Source organism: Sphingomonas colocasiae (assembly GCF_019880585.1).
GTDB lineage: Bacteria > Pseudomonadota > Alphaproteobacteria > Sphingomonadales > Sphingomonadaceae > Sphingobium_A > Sphingobium_A colocasiae.
Map to the genome: position 1 here is coordinate 329,101 of NZ_JAINVV010000003.1, position 20,683 is coordinate 349,783.

The following is a 20,683-nucleotide window of genomic DNA, read 5'->3' on the forward strand; positions in this document are numbered from 1 at the left end:
ATGACCGAGTTAGCCGCGATCAACAGTTACCGGCCGGGCACGATCCCGCCCAATTTCGACGGGCCACCCGATCATACCGATCTGCGCGAGGCCATGCTCGAACGCGTGCTCGAGCGGTTCGGCTTCGCCACGCGCCCCGATCCGACGCGCGAGACGCTCGACGAGATCATCAGGCAATGGTCGCGCCGGATCGGCTACGACAATGTGCTGAAGCGCATCTATATCGCCGAGCGCCAGACCGGCGCCTTCCCGTCGCAGGATCCCAACGAGTTCTTCGCCGCCTGGCTGGAGCATGGCGTCGCCGCGGGCTGCTGGCCATCGGCGGAGGCGATGTACGGCCTGCTCGCATTGCTCGGCTTCCGGGTCTCGCGGCTGGCGGGCACGATGCCCGAAGTGCCCGATCCGCTGCTGCCCGCGCATGGCGGGCTCAACGTCACGATCGACGGACGCGTCTATCGCGCCGATCCGAGCCTGGGCGCCGAAGCCGCGCTGCCGCTGATCGCGGGCGAACGCACCGCGCAGAAAAGCCAGGCGCACGGCATCTGGTGCGAAGGCGACGGCGTGGTGTGGTGGCGGCCCGGCCATATGCGCAACCCGTTGTCGACGGTGATGTGGCTCGAGGATCTGAGCCCCGCTTTCTACACCTATCGCAATGAGGCGACCAAGGCGTTCAGCATCTTCAACCACTCGCTCTACGTCCGCAAGAACCGCGATGACGGCGTGCTGACCTATGGCCGTGGCGCGCTGATCACCGTCGATCCGCAGGGCAATCTCTCCGCGACACCGGTCGATCCGAAGGACGCACCGGCGATCCTGGTCGAACGGTTCGCCCTGTCCGAAGCGATCGTCGCGCGCGTGCCGATCGCCGACGATGACGGAGCCGGCTTCGCATGAGCGCGCCCTGCAAGGCCGAAGCGGCGCGCGTCACGCTCGCCCCGCGCGTCGATCGCGACTGGGCGTATCTCGTGCAGCCCGATCGCATCCATCAATCGCTCTACACCGATCCGGCGCTGTTCCCGCACGAGATGACCAAGCTGTTCGGGGGGCTCTGGACCTATCTTTGTCACGAAAGCGAACTGCCTGCGGCCAATGCGTTCAAGCGCGTTCGCCTGGGCCTGCGCCCGGTGGTGATGACACGCGACAAAAGCGGCGCGATCCACGGCCTGTTCAATCGCTGCGCGCATCGCGCCGCGACGATCTGTCAGGATGATACGGGCGCCACCGCGCGCTTCACCTGCCCCTATCATGGCTGGACCTATGCCAATGACGGGCGCTTGATCGGCGTGCCGTTCGACGACGGCTATGGCGACGCGTTCGACAAGTCGCTGCACGGCCTGCGCCGGATTCCGCGTATCGAGGCCTATCGCGGCTTCGTCTTCGGCACGCTCAATCCGGACATGCCTTCGCTCGCCGATCATCTCGGCGCGGCGACCGAGTTGATCGACGAGTTCATCGGCCGCGCGCCGGGCGGCGAGATCGTGCTGGGCGCCGGATCGTTCCGGGGCGTCTTCGGCGGCAACTGGAAGCTGGTCTTCGACAATGCCGCCGACGGCTATCACCCCGCCTTTTCGCACCGTTCGATCATGGACATGACGCGGATCCGCAACGGCGGCGACAAGGGCGGACGCCATTTCGCGACCAACCCCGATAATTCGCCGATGTATTGCAAGGCCTATCCCAACGGCCATGGCCTGCTGCACCAGCGGCCGGGCATGGGCAATTCGCTGTGGGACCGCGTCCGTCCCACGCCCGGATCGGAAGCGCAGGTGGCGAGCCTGGTCGCGCGGCTGGGCGAAGACGGTGCGCGCGCCGCGCTGGAGGGCGTGCCGGGCGGCGGCATCAACCTCAACATCTTTCCCAACCTGCTGCTGATCGGCAATCAGGTGCAGGTGGTCGAACCGCTGGTGCATGATCGCACCCAGCTCAGCTGGTATGCGACGACGCTCAAGGGCGCGGAGCCCGAGGTCAACCAGTTGCGCATGCGCGTCGCCGAGGACTTCCCGATCCTGGGCGAGACCGACGATCTCGAGATGTTCGAGCGCTGCTGGGAAGGCATGCGCGCCGAGGAAGCCGAATGGGTGATGTGTGGGCGCGGCAGCCACCGCGCCGATGCGGACACGCTCGATCCGGTGACCGGCGTGCGCACCGTGCCGCCCACCGACGAAGCGCCGATGCGCAACTTCTACCGGCACTATGCCGATACTCTCTCACGGGAGACCAAGCTTGTCGTCGCTTGAAAAGGGCCCGCAATTCGCGCGCTATCTCGATGACGCGCTCTATACCCGACTCGCCGCGATGCATGGCGAACTGGCGGGCCGGCCGCCGATGCACGATGCCGCGCTGCGGTTCGAGGCGGAGGCGTTCCTGAACCATGAGGCGCGGCTGCTCGACACGCGCGACTTCTCCGCCTGGCTCGGCCTGTTCGCGGAAGAGCTGATCTATTGGCTGCCGCAGGACGAGAGCTCCGATCCGCGCGGATCGGTCAGCCTGTGGCTCGACGACCGGCGCCGTCTGGAGGACCGGCTCGTCCGCTTCGGCACCGGCTTCGTCTACAACCAGATCCCGCATCGCAGGCTGCGCCGCTGCATCTCGAACATCGAGGCCTGGCAGGACGAGCAGGGTGAGGAACGGCGCATCGTCAGCAACCAGATCGCCTTCGAGCATCGCAAGGGGCATGGCGTTCAGCAGCATGTCGCGCTGGTCGATCATGTGCTGCGTCGCGAGGGGGGGCAGTGGAAGATCGCCATCAAGCGCGCGCTGCTGGTCAACGGGCTGGATGGCTACGACATTCCGACCCTGTTGTGACGCCTCTCAACCATCCACATCTCCTTGTCATTCCCGCGAAAGCGGGAATCCAGCTTCTTCTTCTTTCTGATGCTTCACGGAAAAGCTGGATTCCCGCTTTCGCGGGAATGACAAGGGAGGATGGTTCACCCCCGCCGCAGCGTCTCCGCCGGCGATGCGCCGAAACGGCGACGATAGAGGCTGGCGAAGCTGCTCAGATGATGGAAACCCCAGTGATTGGCGACCGATGTCACCGTCGCTCCGGATGCGCGTTGCATCAGATCGTCGCGCGCGCGTTCCAGCCGCAAATTGCTGAAATAGGCCATCGGGCTCGCGCCTCTGAAATCGCGGAAACCGTTGGTGAGCGATCGCCCGCTGACCCCGGCATGCGCCGCGATCTCGTCGAGTGTCAGGGCGCGCTGAAGATTGGCGTGCATATAGGCTTCGGCCCGCCGCACATAATGGGGAGCGGCCGGAGAAACCGGCGGATTGACCAGCGCATGATGGCTGCCCGACTGGCCGATCAGCAAGGTCGTCATCACCAGCCGCGAGAGCTGGCCGATCCCGGCCGGGGTGGTGCACAGCCCCGCCGGCGAAAGCGCGTCGGCATCGATATAGCGCAGCAGCGACACCAGCCGCTGGCCCGCGGGCGTCGACAGATCGAGTTCGGCGTCGAAATCGATCTGCCGCTGGAGCGGCAGGCCGGTCAGTTCCTGATAATGGTTTTCCAGCGCCGTCTTGGCGATCTTGATGCCGAGCACCTCGCTGTCCTCGCGCCAGCGAAAGCGCGCCGGCCGATCGGGCAGGCAGATCGCGGCGCGGCTGCCGCCCACCGACAGGGCGCGATCCTCGAAGGCGATATCGCATGCGCCGCCGATATTGATGTGGACGATATAGAAGGTTCCGAACGGGCCTGGATCGATCAGCACATCGGCGCCGTAGCGCAGATAGAAGATCGAAACGTCGCCCAGCGCGATCTGGTTCATCCGGCTGTCGACCTCGCGCTGGCCGCCGGTGAAGCGAAGCGCGTGGCTCTTCAACTGGCGGCCGATCAATTCGCGCGCCTCGCCCGGATCGCGGGTGGCGAGCACCGGCCGGCTCTCGAACGGCAAGTGGCCCTGCGGGAACATCTTCCCCTCCTTGCTGGCGGCCAGACGGCCAGGTGAAATGTGAACCAGGATGAAGCGAACTTAAACAGCCAAATTTAACTTTGCAAGAAAGCTATTTTAGATATGCAAATCGATGGTGCGATCGCCTTCATGCAGCGCGACATGCCGGGAGAGAATGCCGGGCTGGAGGATCTGCGGCGATGGGTCGACGGGCTCGGCGCGGGATCGATCGCGCCCGAGACGGTGGAACGCGAGGACATCGTCATCGGCGGCATAGCGGCCGCGCATTTCCACGCCCCGGGCAATATGGCGGCGCATGCCGTGCTCTACCTGCATGGCGGCGCCTATATGGCGGGATCGGCGACGTCGCATGGCGCCCTTGCCGCCTTGCTGGCGGCAGCGACCGATATGGACGTGCTGCTGCCGCTGTACCGGCTGGCGCCGGAACACCCCTTCCCCGCCGCGCTCGACGATGCGATCGCTGTCTATCTGGATCTGGTCGCGGCCGGTCGCCAGGTCAGCCTGGCTGGGGATTCCGCCGGCGGCGGGCTCGCCCTCTCGCTCGCGCTCGCTATCAGGGATCGTGGCGAGATCATGCCTGCCAGCCTTTCGCTGATCTCGCCATGGACGGACATGACGCTGAGCGGCGCATCGATGACCGAACGCGCGGCGATCGATCCGATGGTCACCGAAGACGCGCTGCGCGCCGCCATCGCCAGCTATGCGACGGACCGGCCACCCGCCGACCCCGGCCTCTCGCCGCTGTTCGCCGATCTTGAAGGCCTGCCGCCGATGCTGATCCAGGTGGGCGAACGCGAGCGGCTGCGCGACGACGCCGCGCGTCTCGCCGAAAAGGCGCGTGCCGCCGGATGCGAGGCCGATTATCGCGAATGGCCGGGCATGATCCATGTATGGCACCTGTTCGGCCGCCATCTCCCCGAAAGCGGGCGGGCGATCGCCGAACTGAGCACGCATATTCGCTATTGCTTGCGCCCGCCCGCATCCTGAACATCGGTCCGCCCCTCGACCAACGCCGCGTCCATCGACTGTGGCCAAAGCGACACGACGATCCGCCATCGTTCGCGATGCTGACACCGGGCGCATCTTAGCGATTGCACTTCGTCCCGAAATCCCGAACAATTCGGCATCCTCCTCAAGGAGAATGCCGCTTATGGCGCCAGTCAAGGTCGACCCCGAAAAGCTTTTCGAATTCGCGGACGAACAACGCTTCAACGACTGGCTGAGCAAGCATCACGACACCGCCGACGAGGTCTGGATCCGGATCTACAAGACCGATTCCGGTCTGGCGACGATCACCCCGAAACAGGCGATCGACGTGGCTTTGTGCTGGGGCTGGATCGACGGGCTGCGCAAGGGGCTCGACGATACCAGCTTTCTGCAGCGCTATACGCGGCGGCGGCCACGGAGCATCTGGAGCAGGATCAACGTCGACAATGTCGCGCGGCTGATCGAAGAAGGCCGGATGACGGAGCATGGGCTGGCGCAGGTCGAAGCCGCGAAGGCCGATGGACGCTGGGATCGCGCCTATGAAAGCGGCCAGGCGATGACGATCCCGGAGGATCTGCAGGCGGCGATCGATGCCGATCCCGCCGCCAGGGAGATGTTCGCGCGACTGAACGCTCAGAACCGCTTCGCGCTGGCGTTTCGAACGCGCAACATGAAGACCGCTGCGGGCCGCGCCAAGAAGATCGAAACCTTCGTGCAGATGCTCCGGCGCGGCGAAACCATCTATCCGCAGAAGAAGAGCTGAGACGCACCGCGCGACCGCGGGCGTGGTGACGCCCGGCGATCGCGCGGCAAATCCGGTCAGGCGGCGGCGATGGCCGGCGGCGTGCCGTCCTTCTCGGTCGCGCGGCCGTTGCCCGGCCGCTCGCCCATGCGCGCCAGATAGGCGTCGAGCGCGTCGCTCGCCGGCACATGCTGCCGCGCCCAGCCCAGGCTGCTGCCCACCATGATGTCCACCGCCGTGAAGCGATCGCCCATCAGATAAGGCCCCCGCGCCAGCGCATCGAACAATCGGGCGATCGCGGCATCGTAACGCGCCTTCGCCATGCCGTCGCGCGCGACCTCGCCGCTGATGGCGCTCCACAGCACAGGCTCCAGTTCGCCGGCGACCCATGCCAGCCAGGTCAGATAGGCGCCGCGCTCCGCGGAGCCGACCGGCGCGCCGAGCCCGGCTTCGGGAAACAGATCGGTCAGATAAAGCGCGATGGCGAGCGATTCGGTGACAAGCACATCGTCATGCCTGAGCGCCGGCACCTTGCCGTCGGGATGCGGATTGCCCGGATCCCGGGCGCCCGATCCGTCGCGACGGGGAATGTCGCAATAGCGGATCTCGTAATCGACGCCCAGTTCCTCGAGCAGCCAGACCAGCCGGCCCGAACGCGACCAGGGGGCGTGGAACAATGTCAGCATGGCGATTCTCCGTCTTGGCCCGCAGCGGGATGCGGCGGCCATGGGGATTGACTACTGACATGCTACTGACAGCATGATGTCAGCAGCGTTGGGATAGGAGGAAAAGATGAGACGCGCCGACCGACTGTTCCAGATCATCCAGATCCTTCGCCGAACGACGAAGCCGATCACCGCCGACACGATCGCCACCGAGCTCGAGGTCACCAAACGTACCGTCTATCGCGACATCGCGACGCTGATGGGCCAGCGCGTGCCGATCCGTGGAGAAGCCGGGTTGGGCTATGTCCTCGACGGCGGTTTCGACATGCCGCCGCTGATGCTGACCTCCGACGAGATCGAGGCGGCGGTGCTCGGCGCGCAATGGGTCATCGCGCGGGGCGATCCAGCACTGGCGCACGCGGCGCGCGACCTGATCGCCAAGATCGCCGCGACCGTGCCCGGGCAGTTGCGCCCCGTCATCCTCGAACCCGCCGTTGTCGTTCCCCCGGCATGGGACCGGGCGGCCGAATCGATCGACATGGCCGCGATCCGCGCATCGATCCATGCCGGCCGCAAGCTCGGTATCGGCTATCGCGACCGCGAGGATCGGGAAAGCCGGCGGACGGTGTGGCCCTTCCTGGTCGGCTATCGCGAAACCACGCGCATGCTTGTCGCCTGGTGCGAGTTGCGGGGGGATTTCCGCATGTTCAGGACCGACCGGGTCTCCACGCTGGAGTTTCTGGACGAGCGCTATCCGGCGCGCCCGGCGCAACTTCGCGCGCGCTGGTATGCGTTCATGCAGGCCCGGCGTCAGGAGCTGGACCGAACAGCCTGATTGCGAAGCCCCCAAGTCGGCCGCGTCCTGCTTTGAACAGACAATATCCGATCGGGACAGTTTCAACCTTAGGGTCCGGCGCCATGACTGATGAGGCCGTGACGAGGACGAATTGGGTTCATGGCCAGGCGCGAGTGCGCCGGATAGCAGCGCTATCCGGCAATCGAGCAACGACGCCAGGGACCCAATTCCTCCTCGCCCGAAGGGTGGCATCATATCGGGCGATCCGCGGCGTCGGAACGCTTGCACGTGGCGATGCCACGCGCCGCACCTTCCTCCTGGCGGCTCATCCCGATCTGATACCATCACGACCTCAGCAGTCATGGCGCCGGACCCTGGAGTGATTTCGAGGCAGGTGGCTCCACCTGCCGGCTCGAAAATCACGGCAAGCAAAGGAGTATCGGGAGTCGGTCCGGTTCAATCCGAAACGGATCGAGTCCAGACCCAATTGCGAAACCGAACGCGCCTGATAGAGATTGGGCGGGGTAAAGAGGCGACACAGATGAAATCGGAAGAACCCACGCTCGGCGACCTTCTGCGCGGACTGCGCAAGCGCAACGGATGGACGGTGAAGGAAATGAGCGACAAGAGCGGCATTCCGCTCTCGACGCTGTCGAAGGTCGAGAACGGACGGCTGACGCTGAGCTATGACAAGCTGCAACAGTTGAGCCGGCGCCTGAAGATCCGCATGTCGGAACTCTTCGCCGAAGGAGATGTCGAAACCGGCGCGCAACCGGCCTTCACCGCGCGTCGCAGCGTCGGCAAGCTCGATCGCGCGATCCGCGTGAACACCAGCAATTACGATTATCGCTATCTCTGCACCGAGCTGCGGCAGAAGCGGATGATCCCGATCATCATCCGCGTCCGCGCCAAATCGATGGTCGAATTCGACGGCCTTGTTCGCCATCCCGGCGAGGAATTCACCTATGTGCTCAAGGGCCGGGTGGTCGTCCACACCCAGTTCTACGATCCCGTCGTGCTCGAGGAAGGCGAATCCATCTATCTCGATTCGAGCATGGGCCACGCCTATCTCGCCGCCGAGGATTGCGACGAGGCGATCGTGCTGGGCGTCTGTTCCAGCGCGGACGAGGATCTGCTCGATTCGCTGCTCGGCCAGCACGACGAGTCCGACATTTCGCGCTGAGGACGGAGCCGGCGGACGCCGGCACCCGGATCAGGGGATTTCGAACAGCCCGGCAGCGCCCATGCCGCCAGCGGTGCACATCGAAACCACGACGAAACGCGCGTTCCGCTTGCGCCCCTCGATCAGGGCATGGCCGACGAGCCGCGATCCGGTCATGCCGAACGGATGGCCGACCGCGATCGCGCCGCCATTGACGTTGAGCCGTTCGGGATCGATCCCCAGCGTGTCGCGGCAATAAAGGCACTGGCTGGCAAAGGCCTCGTTGATCTCCCAAAGGCCGATATCCTCCACCTTGAGCCCCGCGCGATCGAGCAATTTCGGGATCGCGAAGATCGGTCCGATCCCCATTTCCTCCGGCGCGCAGCCCGCCGCCTGGAAGCCGCGATAGATGCCAAGGATCTCCTTGCCCTCCGCCTGTGCGGTCGCGCGGTCCATCAGGATCTGCGCGGAGGCGCCATCGGAAAGCTGGCTCGCATTGCCGGCCGTGACATGCTGCCCCTCCGCCACGACCTGCCCGCCCGACCAGACAGTTCGCAGCGACGACAGCGCCTCAAACGTCGTACCGGCGCGAATGCCCTCGTCCTGCGTCACGGTCACCGTCTCGGTACCCGTGCGATTGCCCTGCTTGTCGAACAGCGCCTTTTCCACCGTGATCGGCGCGATCTCCTCGGCAAAGGCCCCGTTCTCCAGGCCGGCCGCGGCGCGCTGCTGGCTGATCGCGCCGAATGCGTCCTGCGCATCGCGGGTGACGCCATAGCGTTCCGCAACGATCTCCGCGGTCTCGATCATCGCCATATAGGCATGGGGCTCGGCGGCCAGCACCGATTTGTTCGCGAACCGGGGCGCATCCTTGGTCACGCTGTGGCTGATCGATTCCATGCCGCCGGCGAGGCCGACATCGATATCCCCCGCGATGATCGATCGGGCGGCGAGCGCGATCGCCGTCAGGCCCGAACCGCATTTGCGATCGAGCGTGAAGGCCGGAACCGATTGCGGCAGGCCGCCGGCGAAGACCGCCATCCTGCCGGCATTGCCGCCCTGCATGCCCCATTGGCTCGCAACGCCCCAGAAGACATCGTCGATCCGGGCGGGATCGATCCCTGCCCGTTCGACCACCGCATTCATCACGTGCCCGGCAAGCACCGGCGCCTCGGTATCGTTGAAATATCCGCGATAGGCCTTGCCGATACCGGTGCGGGCGGTTGAGACGATAGCAGCTTCACGCATCTCGGGATTGTCCTTTCTCGGCGGCCTGTGGCCTCAATATCCTGCAGCGCGCCAATCCTCGCCCGTGCGCGCCATGCGAACGAGCAGATCGGCGGCCTTCCAGCGAGGGCCTAGTTCAGCCCCCAGTCGATCGGCAAGCGCGATTACCCGCTGCAACCCATGCTTCATACCCCCATACATGGGGCCCCCGCGATGCGCCGGAAATCCATAACCGTTGATCCAGGCGACATCGATGTCGCTGGCGCGCGTAGCGGTGCCGTCTTCCAGTGCGCGCGCGCCTTCGTTGACGATCGGGAGGAACAGGCGGTCGCGGATCTCGTCGTCGTCGAAGCTTCGCCGCTCGACGCCCAGCGCGCGCGCGGCATCATCGATGATCGCCTGCGCCTCCGGATCGGGCAAACGCTTGCCATTGTCATAACGATAGAAGCCCGCACCCGATTTCTGCCCAAGCCGCCCGGCCTCGACCATCTTTTCGATCAGCGGAGACAGGCGTTCCTCGGGCGGCAGGCTCAATGCCCGCACCTTGCGCACGAGTGCCGCGACATCGAGCCCGGCCATATCGCGCATCGCCACCGGCCCCATCGGCATGCCGAATGCTTCGGCGACACGATCGATCTGCTCCGGGCTCGCCCCCTGCTCCATCAGAAATTCGGCCTGGCCGGTGTAGAATTGCAAGGTCCGATTGGCGAGAAAACCGTCATAATTGCCGACCGAAACGCCCACCTTGCCCAGCCGCTGGACCAGCTTCATCCCCGTCGCCAGCGCTTGGGGAGCGCTCGCGCGCCCACGGATCACCTCGACCAGCTTCATGATGTTTGCCGGGGAGAAGAAGTGCAGGCCGATCACCTGTCCGGGCCGCGACGTCGCGGCGGCGATCGCATCGATATCGAGCGAGCTCGTATTGGTCGCCAGAATCGCATGGGGCGGCGCGACGGCATCGAGCGCCGCGAAGATGCGCCGTTTCAGGTCCATGATCTCCGGCGCTGCCTCGATCGCCAGATCGATATCGGCGAGCGCGGCATAATCGGTGGCGAACCCGATCCGCGCCCGTGCGGCCCCCGCGTCGTCGGACGAGAGAATTCCGCGAGAGACCGATCCGGCATACAGCCTGGCGATCCGTTCGCGCGCCGCCGAAAGCGCCGCGTCGTCGATATCGACGATGGTCACCGCGATCCCGGCATTGGCGAGCACAGCCGCGATCCCGGCACCCATCAGCCCGCCGCCGATCACACCGGCGCGAGAAATCACCGGAATTGAGGGATCCGGCGCGCCGGGAAGCTTGGCGGCCTGACGTTCGGCAAGAAAGGCATGGACCAGCGCGGGGTGCTGCTCGCCGGCATAGAGGCGATCGAATGCGGCGCGTTCCGCGCGCAACCCCTCTTCCCCCGTCAATCCACATGCAGCCTCGATCGCACCGATGATCTCGGCCGGCGCATCGCGCCCGCGCGCCTTGCGGCTCCAGGTCCTGCGTGCATCGTCGAACAGGGTCTGGTCGATATCGGCCAGCCTGTCCCCGCGCAGCAGGATCGCCGGCGCCGGCGCGGCGGTCGCCAGGAATGCGGCGGGTGCCCGATCGAGGTCGGGCACGATCGCGTCGATCAGGCCGAGTTCCAGCGCCTCGGCCGCCTTGACCTGGCGCCCGCTCAGGCAAAGGTCGAGCGCGACTTCCGGTCCGCAGAGACGGGTCAGCCGCTGGGTGCCGCCGGCACCGGGCAGCAGACCCAGCTTCACCTCCGGCAGGCCCAGGCGCGCGTCGGCCAAGGCGACGCGGTGGGTGCAGGTCAGCGCCACCTCCAGCCCGCCGCCCAGCGCCGTGCCATGGATCGCCGCGACGCTCGGCTTGCCGTTTTCCAGCAATTGCTGAACCTCGCGGAGCGTAGGGCTGACAAGATGCAGCCCCTGGCCCAGTTCCTTGATATCGGCGCCGGCGATGAAGGTCTTGCCGGCGGCGCGGATGACGATGCCGCGAATGGCCGGATCGGCGTTCGCCTCCGCGATCGCTTCGGCAAGCCCCTTGCGCACCGCGACGCTCAGCGCGTTGACCGGCGGATAATCGACGCACAGGACGGCGATGCCGTCCTGCCGCGTCACGGTGACGACATCCATTGAAACTCCAATCATTTGACGCAGAAGCCGGCATCCACCGGCAGTGCGGCGCCGGTCACATATCTGGCTTCGTCCGAACACAGCCAGAGGATCGCGTTGCTCACATCTTCCGCCTCGATCCAGGGGACCGGCAGGGCGTTGATCCGTGAAGCGGCCTTGACGACATCGGCCTCGGTGGGGCGATCGAGATCGGGTCGGAAAAGCTTGTAATGCCCTTCATGCGCGATCAGCGGGGTCTTCACCGTCGTCGAACAGACAGCGTTGACGCGAATCCAGTGGGGCCCCAATTCGACGGCCAGCGCGTGCATCAGGCCGATGACGCCGTGCTTCGCGGCCGAATAATGCGCGACACCGGGCAGCGCCTTCAAACCCGTCGCCGATGCGGTGAAGACGATCGCGCCGCCCTTTTGCCGTTTCAGATGGGGAATGGCCGCGCGGCAGGTTCGCCACGCGCCGGACAGGTTCACGTCCACCATCGTATCCCACTGGTCTTCGCTCAGCGCATCCGCAGGCCCCATGCCCGCGATGCCGGCATTGGCGCAGACGAAATCGAGGCGGCCGAATTGCCCGGCCCCTTCTTCCAGTACTGTTTCGAGCGCCGCCAGGTCGCGGATATCGGCGTGGCGCGCGACGATCCGTCGGCCATGCGCTTCGACGGCGGCAACCGTCTCGTCGAAATCCGCCGGCGCCGCGGCCGGGGAGTCGGCCGCGACGGCCCCGCAGACATCGACCGCGATCACATCGGCGCCTTCGCGTGCGAAGCCGACCGCGATCGCGCGCCCCTGTCCGCGCGCCGCGCCGGTGACGAACGCGACCCGCCCTTCGAAACGCCCGCTCATGCCGCCGCCTCGGCGGGATCCCAGCCGTGCAGCCCGCGCCCGATATGCGCGCCGCCATCGATCTGCAGCAATTGACCGGTGATCATTCTTCCCCCCTTGCTTGCCAGGAAGGCGACGAGATCGGCCACCTCCATCGCCTCGGTCGCGCGGCCGAGCGGGATCGCGTCGAAACGCGCCTCTGCCCGCGCGCGCGCAGCCGGATCGAGATTTTCGGTGAAGACGATGCCGGGCCCGATGCAATTGAGGCGGATCCCGTCATGCCCCCATTCCAGCGCCAGCGTGCGCGTGAGACCAAGCACGCCGGCGCGCGCGGCAACCGAATGCGAGGCCCCCATGATGCCGCGATCGATGCCGGTCAGCGAAATGTTCACCACCGCCCCACGCCGCCGCGCCAGATGCGGCCGCGCCGCGAGGATCAGGCTGAAGACCGCGGAAAGATTGAGATCCAGCACCGAATCCCACCCCCGCCGCGAAATCGCGGTCGCCGGCGCATAGAATTGCCCGCCGGCATTGTTCACGAGCAGATCGATACCCCGATCGGCACCGACCGTGTCGATCGCCGCCGTCATGGCGGCAATGTCGCGCACGTCGCAGGGCACGGCCGCGAAGGTTCCGCAAAGGCCTTCGGCCCGTCCCGCGGTTTCGGCGAGCGGTTCGGCACGCCGGCCGATGCCCGTCACCGCCGCGCCCAGCCCGACGAGCGTCAGCGCGATCGCCCGGCCGATGCCGCTGCCCGCGCCGGTGACGACCGCGACCTGGCCGGCGAGCAGCCCCGGACGGAACACCCCCTCAACCGATGCGCCGGGCATTTCCGCTCCAATAGGGTTCGCGCAGGCTGCGCTTCAGGATCTTGCCCGACGCATTGCGCGGCATTTCGGCGATGAAATCGATCGAGGTCGGGCATTTGTAGCGCGCCAGATGTTCGCGCGCCCACTGGATCAATGTTTCCGGTTCGGGCGCTTCGCCATGCGGCTGGATCACGGCCTTCACCGTCTCCCCCCATTTCGCATCGGGCACGCCGATCACCGCAACCGCATCGACCGAGGGATGCGCGGCCAGCACATGCTCCACCTCGATCGGATAGACATTCTCGCCGCCCGTGACGATCATGTCCTTGATGCGATCGGTCAGGAAGAGATAGCCGTCCTCGTCCAGATATCCGGCATCGCCGGTGCGCAGCCAGCCATCCGGCGTGATCGCGGCGGCAGTCTCGGCGGGGCGCCGCCAATATCCCCGCATCATGCCGGGGCTCCGCCCCCACACTTCGCCGACCACTCCCGACGGAAGATCGCCTCCCGTCGCCGGATCGACGACACGCACCTGCCCCCAGGGCACCGCCCTGCCTGCGGAGCGGAGCCGCGCGCGCCCGCTTCCGGCCAGCACATGATCTTCCGTCCCCAGGATCGTGATCGTTCCGTTGATCTCGGTCAGGCCATAGCCCTGGACAAGCCCGCAGGAGAGCGTCGCCAGCGCGCGCGCCAGCACCGGTTCGGTGATCGGCGCGGCACCATAGAGGATCTTGCGCAGATCGGGCAGCGACAGCGCCGGCCGCGCCTCCAGCGCCGCGATCACCTGTTCCAGCATGATCGGCGCGAACATGCTGTTGGTCACGCGCGCTTCGGCCATCAACGCGACGATCGCGTCCGGATCGAAATCGCCGACCATGACGTCGTGCCCGCCCTGCGACAGGGCCAGCAGCCCCCAGCATGCGCCCGCGGTATGGAAAGTCGGCATGCATACCAGGCTGACGCTCGACCGGTCGAAGCCCCAGGCGGCGGCTGCTCCGGGGAAGATCGACCACAGGCTGCCATGGGTGAAGGTGACGCCCTTCGCCTCGCCCGTCGTGCCTGATGTATAACAGATCATGCACAGGTCGTCGGCGGCGGCGACCTTCGCGCGCGGCGCGGGGTCGCCACTGGCGACGAGCGCCGGATAACCGGCGGCATCCTCGAACGACAGGATCGCCGGCGGTTCCTCCATCGGCGCGATCGCGGCTTCGACGAGCGGCAGGTTTTCGGCAGCGGCGAAGATCAGCACCGGGGTGCAATCGCGCAACTGCGCCTCCAGTTCGCGCGCGGCGAGGCGCCAATTCAGGCCGAGCGAGATTCCGCCGACCTTGGCGACGGCGAAGATCAGTTCGAAATGCTCGACACGGTTTCGCCCGACAAAGGCGACCCGGTCTCCATTCCCCACGCCGATCTTCGCCAGACCATCGGCCAGCGCATTGGTGCGGCGGTCGAGCGACGCATAGCTCTGCGTCGCGCCGTTGAAGGTCAATGCCGGCGCGCCGGGCGTTTCGGCGGCGAAGTGACGGAGGATATCGTCGATGGTGTTCATGCGAGCGGCGGCGCCTTCCATGCCATTCCCTGCCGGACTGCGGGCCCGTCCGCATCCACCGCCGGGGCGGGCGAGAGCGCACCGACCCCGGGAAGCGGCGGACGGATCCAGCCATCATCCCCTACCAGCTTTCGCTCGATCGCCCAGGGATCGGCGAACGCTTCGGGCGGCGTATTGACCGGATCGGCCGGAACGCCGGCCGCCTCCAGCCGCTCAAGCCACTCGGCAAGCGGGCGTGCCGCGAAAACGATGGCAAGCGCGTCGGACAGCTCTTGCGCGTGGATACGGCGCGCCTGCCAGTCCCAATCCATGGCGCCGGGCGGCAGCACCGCCCCGGCATCCTCCAGGGCGGCGACAAGACCGCGCCAGAGATGGCTTTCGATCGCACCGATCGCGATGCCCCGGCCGTCCGCGGTGAGATAAAGATCGTTGGCGGGCTCGAGATGACGCGTCCAGGCGCGCTCGTCCGCGCGTTCGTCCGCAGAGGTCCGCCAGCCGATCCAGTGCAGCATCACTTCCTGCATCGCGATCTCGATCCGGGCGCCGTTGCCGGTGCGCGTCCGTTCGAACAACGCCGCCAGGATCGCCTGAACCGCCATCGCCGCTCCGCCGAAATCGGCGATGGGCATCGCCGGTCGCGTCGATTGCCGCCCCTGGCCCGACCAGGTGGTGGGCAGGCCGAGCGCCCCCGATCGCGCGAGGAAATTAAGGTCGTGCGCGGGGGCGGATGCGCGGCTGCCGCTGCCGAATCCGGTGATCGCGCAATAGATCAGACGGGGATTGCGAGCCTGGAGCACCCCCGCCCCGATACCCAGCCGCTCTGCCACGCCCGGGCGGAAATTCTCGATGAGGATATCCGCCTGATCGGCGAGATCGAGGAAGACCGCCCGCCCCTGTTCGGTCTTGAGGTCGATCGCGATCGAGCGCTTGCCGCGATTATAGGTGTCGAAAAATGCGCCGTCATACAGCACCCGCCCGGCATCGCCGTGCGGCGGCTCGACCTTGAGCACGTCGGCGCCGAGCCAGGCAAGGTGTAGCGCGCAGACCGGCCCCGGCAGGAGCAGCCCCATATCGATGACGCGGACATCGCGGAGTGGATGAAAAGTCATGACCTACTGAGTAGTATGTCATTGCCGACCGCGTCAAGAGCGATCGCATCGGCGCAACCCGTGTTGACCGATGCGAGCAAACATACTACTCAGTAGGTCTAAACAATGCCCAACCCCATGGCGGCTTTTCAGCCATGGACGGCTTCTTCCCGGGGAGGATTTGGATGCGTCTTCGTACCTGTACGTCAGTGGTTGCGCTGGTTTTCGGCCTTGGTTTCGCCGCCGTTCCGGCGATCGCGCAGGACGCCGCCGCGCCTGCCCAGGCGCCGACCGAATCGGCCGAACGTGGCGGCGATCACCTTGAGGATATCGTGGTGACCGCGCAGCGCCGCGAAGTCGGCCTGCAACGCGCGGCGGTGGCCGTCAGCGCGCTCGGCGGCGAACAGCTTGCCCAGGATCGCATCCTGAGCTTCGAGGATGTGGCGAAGCGCATCACCTCGCTTTCCTTCACCGCGATTTCCGTGCTCGATCAGGAATTCAACATTCGCGGCATCACCAACACCCGGCTCGATTCGCCATCGGCCGATCAGTCGATCGGCATCTTCTCCGACGACGTCTATGCCGGCCGGCCGGGCCTGTTCAATTTCGACATGTATGATGTCGAGCGCGTCGAGGTCGTGCGCGGACCGCAGGGTGTGCTGCTGGGCCGCAACGTCGTCGGCGGCGCGATCAATATCGTGACCGCCCGCCCCAGCTTCACGCCATCGGCGGGCGTCACCGTATCCTACGGCAATTACGACGAGATCATGGCGCGCGGCCATGTGACCGGCGGGCTCACCGATACGCTGGCCGGCCGTTTCTCGTTCCAGGCCCGCCGCAACGACGGCTATGGCCGCGACATCCTGCACGATCGGCCGCTCGACGACATCCGATCGATCCAGGGCCGCGCTCAATTGCTGTTCGCGCCGAAGGACTCCGATTTCGAAGCGCGGCTGATCGTCGACTATACCCGCGACAAATCGAGCGGCGTCACCCAGATCGCGATCGACGGCCCCAACCCCGGCAATGGCCCGTGGAGCGCCGCGCGCACCCAGATCGGCCTGCTGCGCGGCAAGCCGCTCACCATCCGGGAATCGCTGCCGCAATTCCCGCGCTTCGCCGGCGACACGCTCGAAACGCCGCAGGGCACCGATCGCGAGGCGGTCGGCGTCAACTTCCAGGCGAGCAAGGGCCTGGGTGATGTGGCGACGCTGGAAACCGTCATCGGCTATCGCAGCGGCACCGCCGACAATCTCTATGACCAGACCGGCGTCGGCCCGGCCAACGGCTATGGCGTGCTCACCCCCACATTGTTCGCCACGCCCGTCGGCGAATATGAAAAGGCGTCGCAATTCTCGCAGGAAATCAGGCTGGTGTCGAAACCGGTCGATATCGGCTTCGACTGGATCGTCGGTGCCTATCACCAGCGTGACGAGGTCACCAAGATCGACCATTTCTGGGGAGAGGTACCGCTCGCCGCGCTGGACCAGCTTTCGGGTGAATCGCGCTGGCACAACCGCGCGGTGAGCGAATCCTGGGCGATCTTCGGCCAGCTCGGCTATCGCTTCAACGACAAGTTCCGCGTCGTCGGGGGCCTGCGCTATTCGCACGACAGCAAGCGCGGCACCGTCACAGGCACCGCGATCGCGACCGGAGATCGCTTCAATCCGGGCGGCACCGTTCCGCTGTCACCGCTCGGCACCGGCCTTGCCGCCGGCCAATCCTTCACCGCCAATTATTCCGACAAATGGGGCGAGCTCACGCCGCAGGCGACGATCGAGTTCACGCCGAACCAGTCGATGCTGTTCTATGCGACCTATTCGACCGGCTATAAGGGCGGCGGGTTCGAGGATACGCCGGCAAACGCGATCGCCGCCGCGATCAGCTATGATCCCGAAACGGTGACCAATTACGAGGTCGGCGCGAAGATCCAGTTCCTCGACCGGCGCGCGCGGATCAACCTTGCCGCCTTCCAGATGGATTACAACGATCTCCAGGTAACGCAGACCGACAGCAACTGCCTGTGCAGCGTGACCGACAATGCCGCCAACGCGCGGATCAAGGGCGTCGAGGTCGAAGCGCAGTTCCTGCCGGTGCGCGGGCTGCAGCTGTTCGGCAGCCTCACGCTGCTCGACACCAAATATCTCGATTTCCGGGATTCGCTGGGCAACAACAATGCGGGCAAGTTCCTGCAGCGCACGCCCAAGTCGCAGTTCAACCTGGGCTTCCAGTACGATACCGCGATCGGATCCTGGCAGGACGGGCTGAGCGTCCGCGTCAACTATACCCGCAAGGGCCGTTCCTACTGGTTCCCGACCAACGCCCAGTTCGAAAAGCCCTATGGCCTGCTCGACGCGCGCATCGCGCTGACGCCGGGCGAGGGCAACTGGACCGTCGCACTCTGGGGCAAGAACCTGACGAACGAAGCCTATCGCGTGAACGTCAACTATGCGCTGAACGACGAGGTGTCGCGCTTCGGCGCGCCGCGGACCTATGGCGCGGAACTTTCGTTCAAATTCTGAGGATGAAGGGGCGACCGGCGATACGCATCGCCGGTCGCCCTTGGCCTTGCCCGCCGCGACGATACCGCTAGGTATGTCGCACGGGGCAACGGACGGGCGATCATGACGAAGACAGTACAGGACAACAGGCAGCCGGTGACGCGTGTCCGGCCCGGCCGGAACGAAGAAGGGCGGCTGGAGATCCTGACCGCCGCGACCACGTCGTTCATGCAACTGGGCTATGCCCGCGCGTCGATCGACGAGATCGCGGACCGGCTGGGCGCGACCAAGGGCCGCGTCTATCATTATTATCGCAGCAAGGCCGACATCCTGATGGATATCCATCGGCACGTTCTCGACATGATGTATGCCGAGGTGGAGCCGCTGGCCGACGCGGAGAACGCGGCGGACGCGTTGCGCGACATGGCGTATCGCCATGTCATGATCGTCATGAAGAATCTGGCGTTCACGCGTGTCGCGCTGCTCAGCACGACCGACCTGTTCATGAACGAGAAGCAGTCCGATTTCGTGGGCGAGATCGGCAAGGTGCGTCGCGCCTATGAGGATCTGTTCGTGACGGTGCTCGAACGCGGCATGCGCCAGGGCGAATTCCGCGAGACGCGCGCGCGGCTGCTCGCCAAACCCCTGCTCGGCTCGCTCAACTGGACGACGATGTGGTATGTCGATCGCGACGGCACCACCCCGGAAACCCGCGCGGAGATCGCCGAAATCGTCGTCGACTATGTGGTGGGCGGCGTCCGCAAATAGCCTTCCGCCAGCGCGCGCAGCACATTCTTCCTCACCTTCGTGCCGTTCGCGCCGATGGTGACGGGAATCTCGACATCGACCACGATCCGCGCGGGAATCTTGTAACCCGCCATTCGCCCCCTTGCGAACGCCAGCAGCGCCGCCTCGTCGACGCCCTCGCCTTCCGCCAGCCGCACGAAGGCGACGGCGACATCGCCGCGCTCCAATGTGCGCACGCCCACGACATGCGCCTCCGCAACCGCGTCATGCGCGCACAGATGATTTTCGATCTCTCCCGCCGCGACCAGGTTGCCGTTCAGCCGCAGCGAGTCCCCAAGCCTTGAGATGAAGACCACGCCCCCCGGCACGATCCGCCCGAGATCGCCGGTACGATACCAGCCGTCCGCGGTGCGCGCGGCGCGGGTCGCGTCGTCATCGCCCCAATAGCCGGTCGCGACGGTTGCCCCGCGCAACTGGATTTCGCCGGCGTCCCGACCGATGAGCGGTGCGCCCGTTTCCGGATCGCCCAAGCGAACCTCGGTCGCTTCGTCGACCAGCGGCCCGCCGGGCCGTGCGCGATCGTCGCGTGGTGCATCGGGGGCGCAGCCGGCCACGAAGGCCAGCGCTTCGGACGATCCATAGGCCTGCGCCGCGCACAGGGCCCCGCCGCCCTTCGTCTCGATCGCCGCGATCGTCTCCAGCGCCGCCCGTCCCGTGAACGCCCCGAAATAGCAGGTCCGCCACAGCGGCAATTCCACGTCGAGCGCGGCCGACGCGATCAGCGACAGCACGAGATTGTCGCCGCCATGCAGATGCGCGATGCCCAGCCGCCCCATCAGGGCAGCGGCATGATCGGGATCGAAGACCGGCGCCAGCACGCAGGTCGCCCCCTTCAGCAATCCGGCAAGCACGATACCCAGCCCCCACACCCCGCACATCGGCAGGATGCACAGCAGGCGATCGCCACGCTCGATGGTGAAGCGATCGCCCGCCGCCGAAAAACGGGTGACGAGCGCCGATCGGCGATGGATGGCGAATTTGGGGGTGCCCGTCGATCCGCTGGTCGTCAGCAGGTTGAGCGGCAGATCCTCGTCGATCGGAGCGGGTTCTGCGCCGCCCTCATGCGCGACGGCGCGTTGCGGCACGCGAATGCGCGCCACGTCTCCGAGACCGTCCAGCGCCTCGTCGAGTATCTCGTCGAACGGGATGCCGCAAAAATCCTCGGGCAGGACGACGACGCGCGCGCGCGAGATCGCAAGCGCGTGACGCACCTCCGCCGCCCGCCAGCGCGTGTTCAGCGGCACCACCACCAGGCCGGCCCCCGCCGCCGCCAGTTCGATCATCGGCCAGGCGGCGATATTGGGCAGCCAGAGCGCGACCCTGTCGCCCCGCCCCAGCCCCGCGGCGGCGAGCCGCACGCGCCAGCCGGTCGCTCCGTCGAGCAGGGCGCCGTAGCTGAGCGTCTCGTCCCCGTCCGGATGCGCGACGATCAGCGCTATATCGTCGCGCGCATGTCCGGCGATCGGTTCGACGAGGCGCCGGTCCGACAAG

The 20,683-nt window shown here is 66.3% G+C and carries 18 protein-coding genes; 9 read left to right on the forward strand and 9 right to left on the reverse strand.

Annotated features, from left to right (window positions below):
* Genes K7G82_RS05195 through K7G82_RS05205 form a run of 3 tightly spaced genes read left to right on the forward strand, consistent with a single transcriptional unit; the run spans position 1 to position 2,805 of the window.
* A complete protein-coding gene (locus K7G82_RS05195; RefSeq protein ID WP_222988773.1) occupies positions 1-894 on the forward strand; it encodes an arylamine N-acetyltransferase in 894 nt (297 codons plus the stop codon).
* Entirely contained in the window at positions 891-2,237 is a 1,347-nt protein-coding gene (locus K7G82_RS05200; RefSeq protein WP_222988774.1) for an aromatic ring-hydroxylating oxygenase subunit alpha, read from the forward strand. Before K7G82_RS05195 ends, K7G82_RS05200 begins: the two co-directional genes overlap by 4 nt.
* Complete coding sequence (locus K7G82_RS05205; protein WP_222988775.1) at positions 2,224-2,805, forward strand: aromatic-ring-hydroxylating dioxygenase subunit beta; 582 nt, start codon at positions 2,224-2,226, stop codon at positions 2,803-2,805. The genes K7G82_RS05200 and K7G82_RS05205 overlap by 14 nt, the downstream gene beginning before the upstream one ends.
* Positions 2,806-2,930: 125 nt before the next feature.
* Here the strand turns inward: K7G82_RS05205 and K7G82_RS05210 are convergent, their stop codons facing one another.
* A complete protein-coding gene (locus K7G82_RS05210) occupies positions 2,931-3,914 on the reverse strand; it encodes an AraC family transcriptional regulator (RefSeq protein ID WP_222988776.1) in 984 nt (327 codons plus the stop codon).
* 102 nt (positions 3,915-4,016) lie between these two features.
* On the opposite strand from K7G82_RS05210, the gene K7G82_RS05215 reads away from it, so the two are divergent.
* Together K7G82_RS05215 and K7G82_RS29685 are read left to right on the forward strand one after the other, a co-directional pair.
* Positions 4,017-4,901: an alpha/beta hydrolase gene (locus tag K7G82_RS05215; protein ID WP_222988777.1), complete on the forward strand. Its 885-nt coding sequence runs from the start codon at positions 4,017-4,019 to the stop codon at positions 4,899-4,901.
* Between the two features lie 163 nt (positions 4,902-5,064).
* Positions 5,065-5,664, forward strand: coding sequence for a YdeI/OmpD-associated family protein (locus tag K7G82_RS29685; protein WP_246623282.1), 600 nt, complete (start codon positions 5,065-5,067; stop codon positions 5,662-5,664).
* Positions 5,665-5,720: 56 nt separating this feature from the next.
* Here K7G82_RS29685 and K7G82_RS05225 read toward each other — a convergent pair whose 3' ends face one another.
* On the reverse strand, positions 5,721-6,329 hold the full coding sequence (locus tag K7G82_RS05225; protein ID WP_222988778.1) for a glutathione S-transferase family protein: 609 nt from the start codon (positions 6,327-6,329) through the stop codon (positions 5,721-5,723).
* A 106-nt stretch (positions 6,330-6,435) separates the two neighbouring features.
* Here K7G82_RS05225 and K7G82_RS05230 point away from each other — a divergent pair, with 106 nt between their 5' ends.
* A complete protein-coding gene (locus K7G82_RS05230) occupies positions 6,436-7,143 on the forward strand; it encodes a helix-turn-helix transcriptional regulator (protein WP_222988779.1) in 708 nt (235 codons plus the stop codon).
* 502 nt (positions 7,144-7,645) lie between these two features.
* On the forward strand, positions 7,646-8,287 hold the full coding sequence (locus tag K7G82_RS05235; protein WP_222988780.1) for a helix-turn-helix domain-containing protein: 642 nt from the start codon (positions 7,646-7,648) through the stop codon (positions 8,285-8,287).
* 30 nt (positions 8,288-8,317) lie between these two features.
* Here K7G82_RS05235 and K7G82_RS05240 read toward each other — a convergent pair whose 3' ends face one another.
* The 6 genes from K7G82_RS05240 to K7G82_RS05265 are packed head-to-tail and all read right to left on the reverse strand — an operon-like array spanning position 8,318 to position 15,905.
* Positions 8,318-9,514, reverse strand: coding sequence for an acetyl-CoA C-acyltransferase (locus K7G82_RS05240; protein WP_222988781.1), 1,197 nt, complete (start codon positions 9,512-9,514; stop codon positions 8,318-8,320).
* 33 nt (positions 9,515-9,547) lie between these two features.
* On the reverse strand, positions 9,548-11,620 hold the full coding sequence (locus K7G82_RS05245; RefSeq protein ID WP_246623283.1) for a 3-hydroxyacyl-CoA dehydrogenase NAD-binding domain-containing protein: 2,073 nt from the start codon (positions 11,618-11,620) through the stop codon (positions 9,548-9,550).
* An 11-nt stretch (positions 11,621-11,631) separates the two neighbouring features.
* Positions 11,632-12,459, reverse strand: a complete 828-nt coding sequence (locus K7G82_RS05250) for a mycofactocin-coupled SDR family oxidoreductase (protein ID WP_222988782.1) — start codon at positions 12,457-12,459, stop codon at positions 11,632-11,634.
* Positions 12,456-13,268: an SDR family NAD(P)-dependent oxidoreductase gene (locus K7G82_RS05255; protein ID WP_222988783.1), complete on the reverse strand. Its 813-nt coding sequence runs from the start codon at positions 13,266-13,268 to the stop codon at positions 12,456-12,458. Before K7G82_RS05255 ends, K7G82_RS05250 begins: the two co-directional genes overlap by 4 nt.
* Complete coding sequence (locus tag K7G82_RS05260) at positions 13,249-14,796, reverse strand: long-chain-fatty-acid--CoA ligase (RefSeq protein ID WP_222988784.1); 1,548 nt, start codon at positions 14,794-14,796, stop codon at positions 13,249-13,251. Before K7G82_RS05260 ends, K7G82_RS05255 begins: the two co-directional genes overlap by 20 nt.
* A complete protein-coding gene (locus tag K7G82_RS05265) occupies positions 14,793-15,905 on the reverse strand; it encodes a CaiB/BaiF CoA transferase family protein (protein WP_222988785.1) in 1,113 nt (370 codons plus the stop codon). The genes K7G82_RS05260 and K7G82_RS05265 overlap by 4 nt, the downstream gene beginning before the upstream one ends.
* A gap of 164 nt (positions 15,906-16,069) precedes the next feature.
* Here K7G82_RS05265 and K7G82_RS05270 point away from each other — a divergent pair, with 164 nt between their 5' ends.
* Both K7G82_RS05270 and K7G82_RS05275 read left to right on the forward strand, forming a co-directional pair.
* The gene (locus K7G82_RS05270) at positions 16,070-18,406 is read left to right on the forward strand and encodes a TonB-dependent receptor (protein ID WP_222988786.1); all 2,337 of its coding nucleotides are present in this window, start codon (positions 16,070-16,072) and stop codon (positions 18,404-18,406) included.
* Positions 18,407-18,508: 102 nt separating this feature from the next.
* Positions 18,509-19,153: a TetR/AcrR family transcriptional regulator gene (locus tag K7G82_RS05275; protein ID WP_222988787.1), complete on the forward strand. Its 645-nt coding sequence runs from the start codon at positions 18,509-18,511 to the stop codon at positions 19,151-19,153.
* On the opposite strand, the gene K7G82_RS05280 is transcribed toward K7G82_RS05275, so the two are convergent.
* Complete coding sequence (locus tag K7G82_RS05280) at positions 19,126-20,682, reverse strand: AMP-binding protein (protein ID WP_222988788.1); 1,557 nt, start codon at positions 20,680-20,682, stop codon at positions 19,126-19,128. The genes K7G82_RS05275 and K7G82_RS05280 overlap by 28 nt on opposite strands.
* Between the last annotated feature and the right edge of the window lies 1 nt (position 20,683).

Bases quoted from the DNA above. Each gene is read 5' to 3' on its own strand.
- K7G82_RS05255 (WP_222988783.1), bottom strand. From the start codon at position 13,268: ATGCCCGGCGCATCGGTTGAGGGGGTGTTCCGTCCGGGGCTGCTCGCC.
- K7G82_RS05265 (WP_222988785.1), bottom strand. From the start codon at position 15,905: ATGACTTTTCATCCACTCCGCGATGTCCGCGTCATCGATATGGGGCTG.
- K7G82_RS05235 (WP_222988780.1), top strand. From the start codon at position 7,646: ATGAAATCGGAAGAACCCACGCTCGGCGACCTTCTGCGCGGACTGCGC.
- K7G82_RS05275 (WP_222988787.1), top strand. From the start codon at position 18,509: ATGACGAAGACAGTACAGGACAACAGGCAGCCGGTGACGCGTGTCCGG.
- K7G82_RS05215 (WP_222988777.1), top strand. From the start codon at position 4,017: ATGCAAATCGATGGTGCGATCGCCTTCATGCAGCGCGACATGCCGGGA.
- K7G82_RS05250 (WP_222988782.1), bottom strand. From the start codon at position 12,459: ATGAGCGGGCGTTTCGAAGGGCGGGTCGCGTTCGTCACCGGCGCGGCG.
- K7G82_RS05195 (WP_222988773.1), top strand. From the start codon at position 1: ATGACCGAGTTAGCCGCGATCAACAGTTACCGGCCGGGCACGATCCCG.
- K7G82_RS05210 (WP_222988776.1), bottom strand. From the start codon at position 3,914: ATGTTCCCGCAGGGCCACTTGCCGTTCGAGAGCCGGCCGGTGCTCGCC.
- K7G82_RS05200 (WP_222988774.1), top strand. From the start codon at position 891: ATGAGCGCGCCCTGCAAGGCCGAAGCGGCGCGCGTCACGCTCGCCCCG.
- K7G82_RS05245 (WP_246623283.1), bottom strand. From the start codon at position 11,620: ATGGATGTCGTCACCGTGACGCGGCAGGACGGCATCGCCGTCCTGTGC.
- K7G82_RS29685 (WP_246623282.1), top strand. From the start codon at position 5,065: ATGGCGCCAGTCAAGGTCGACCCCGAAAAGCTTTTCGAATTCGCGGAC.
- K7G82_RS05260 (WP_222988784.1), bottom strand. From the start codon at position 14,796: ATGAACACCATCGACGATATCCTCCGTCACTTCGCCGCCGAAACGCCC.
- K7G82_RS05270 (WP_222988786.1), top strand. From the start codon at position 16,070: ATGCGTCTTCGTACCTGTACGTCAGTGGTTGCGCTGGTTTTCGGCCTT.
- K7G82_RS05225 (WP_222988778.1), bottom strand. From the start codon at position 6,329: ATGCTGACATTGTTCCACGCCCCCTGGTCGCGTTCGGGCCGGCTGGTC.
- K7G82_RS05240 (WP_222988781.1), bottom strand. From the start codon at position 9,514: ATGCGTGAAGCTGCTATCGTCTCAACCGCCCGCACCGGTATCGGCAAG.
- K7G82_RS05230 (WP_222988779.1), top strand. From the start codon at position 6,436: ATGAGACGCGCCGACCGACTGTTCCAGATCATCCAGATCCTTCGCCGA.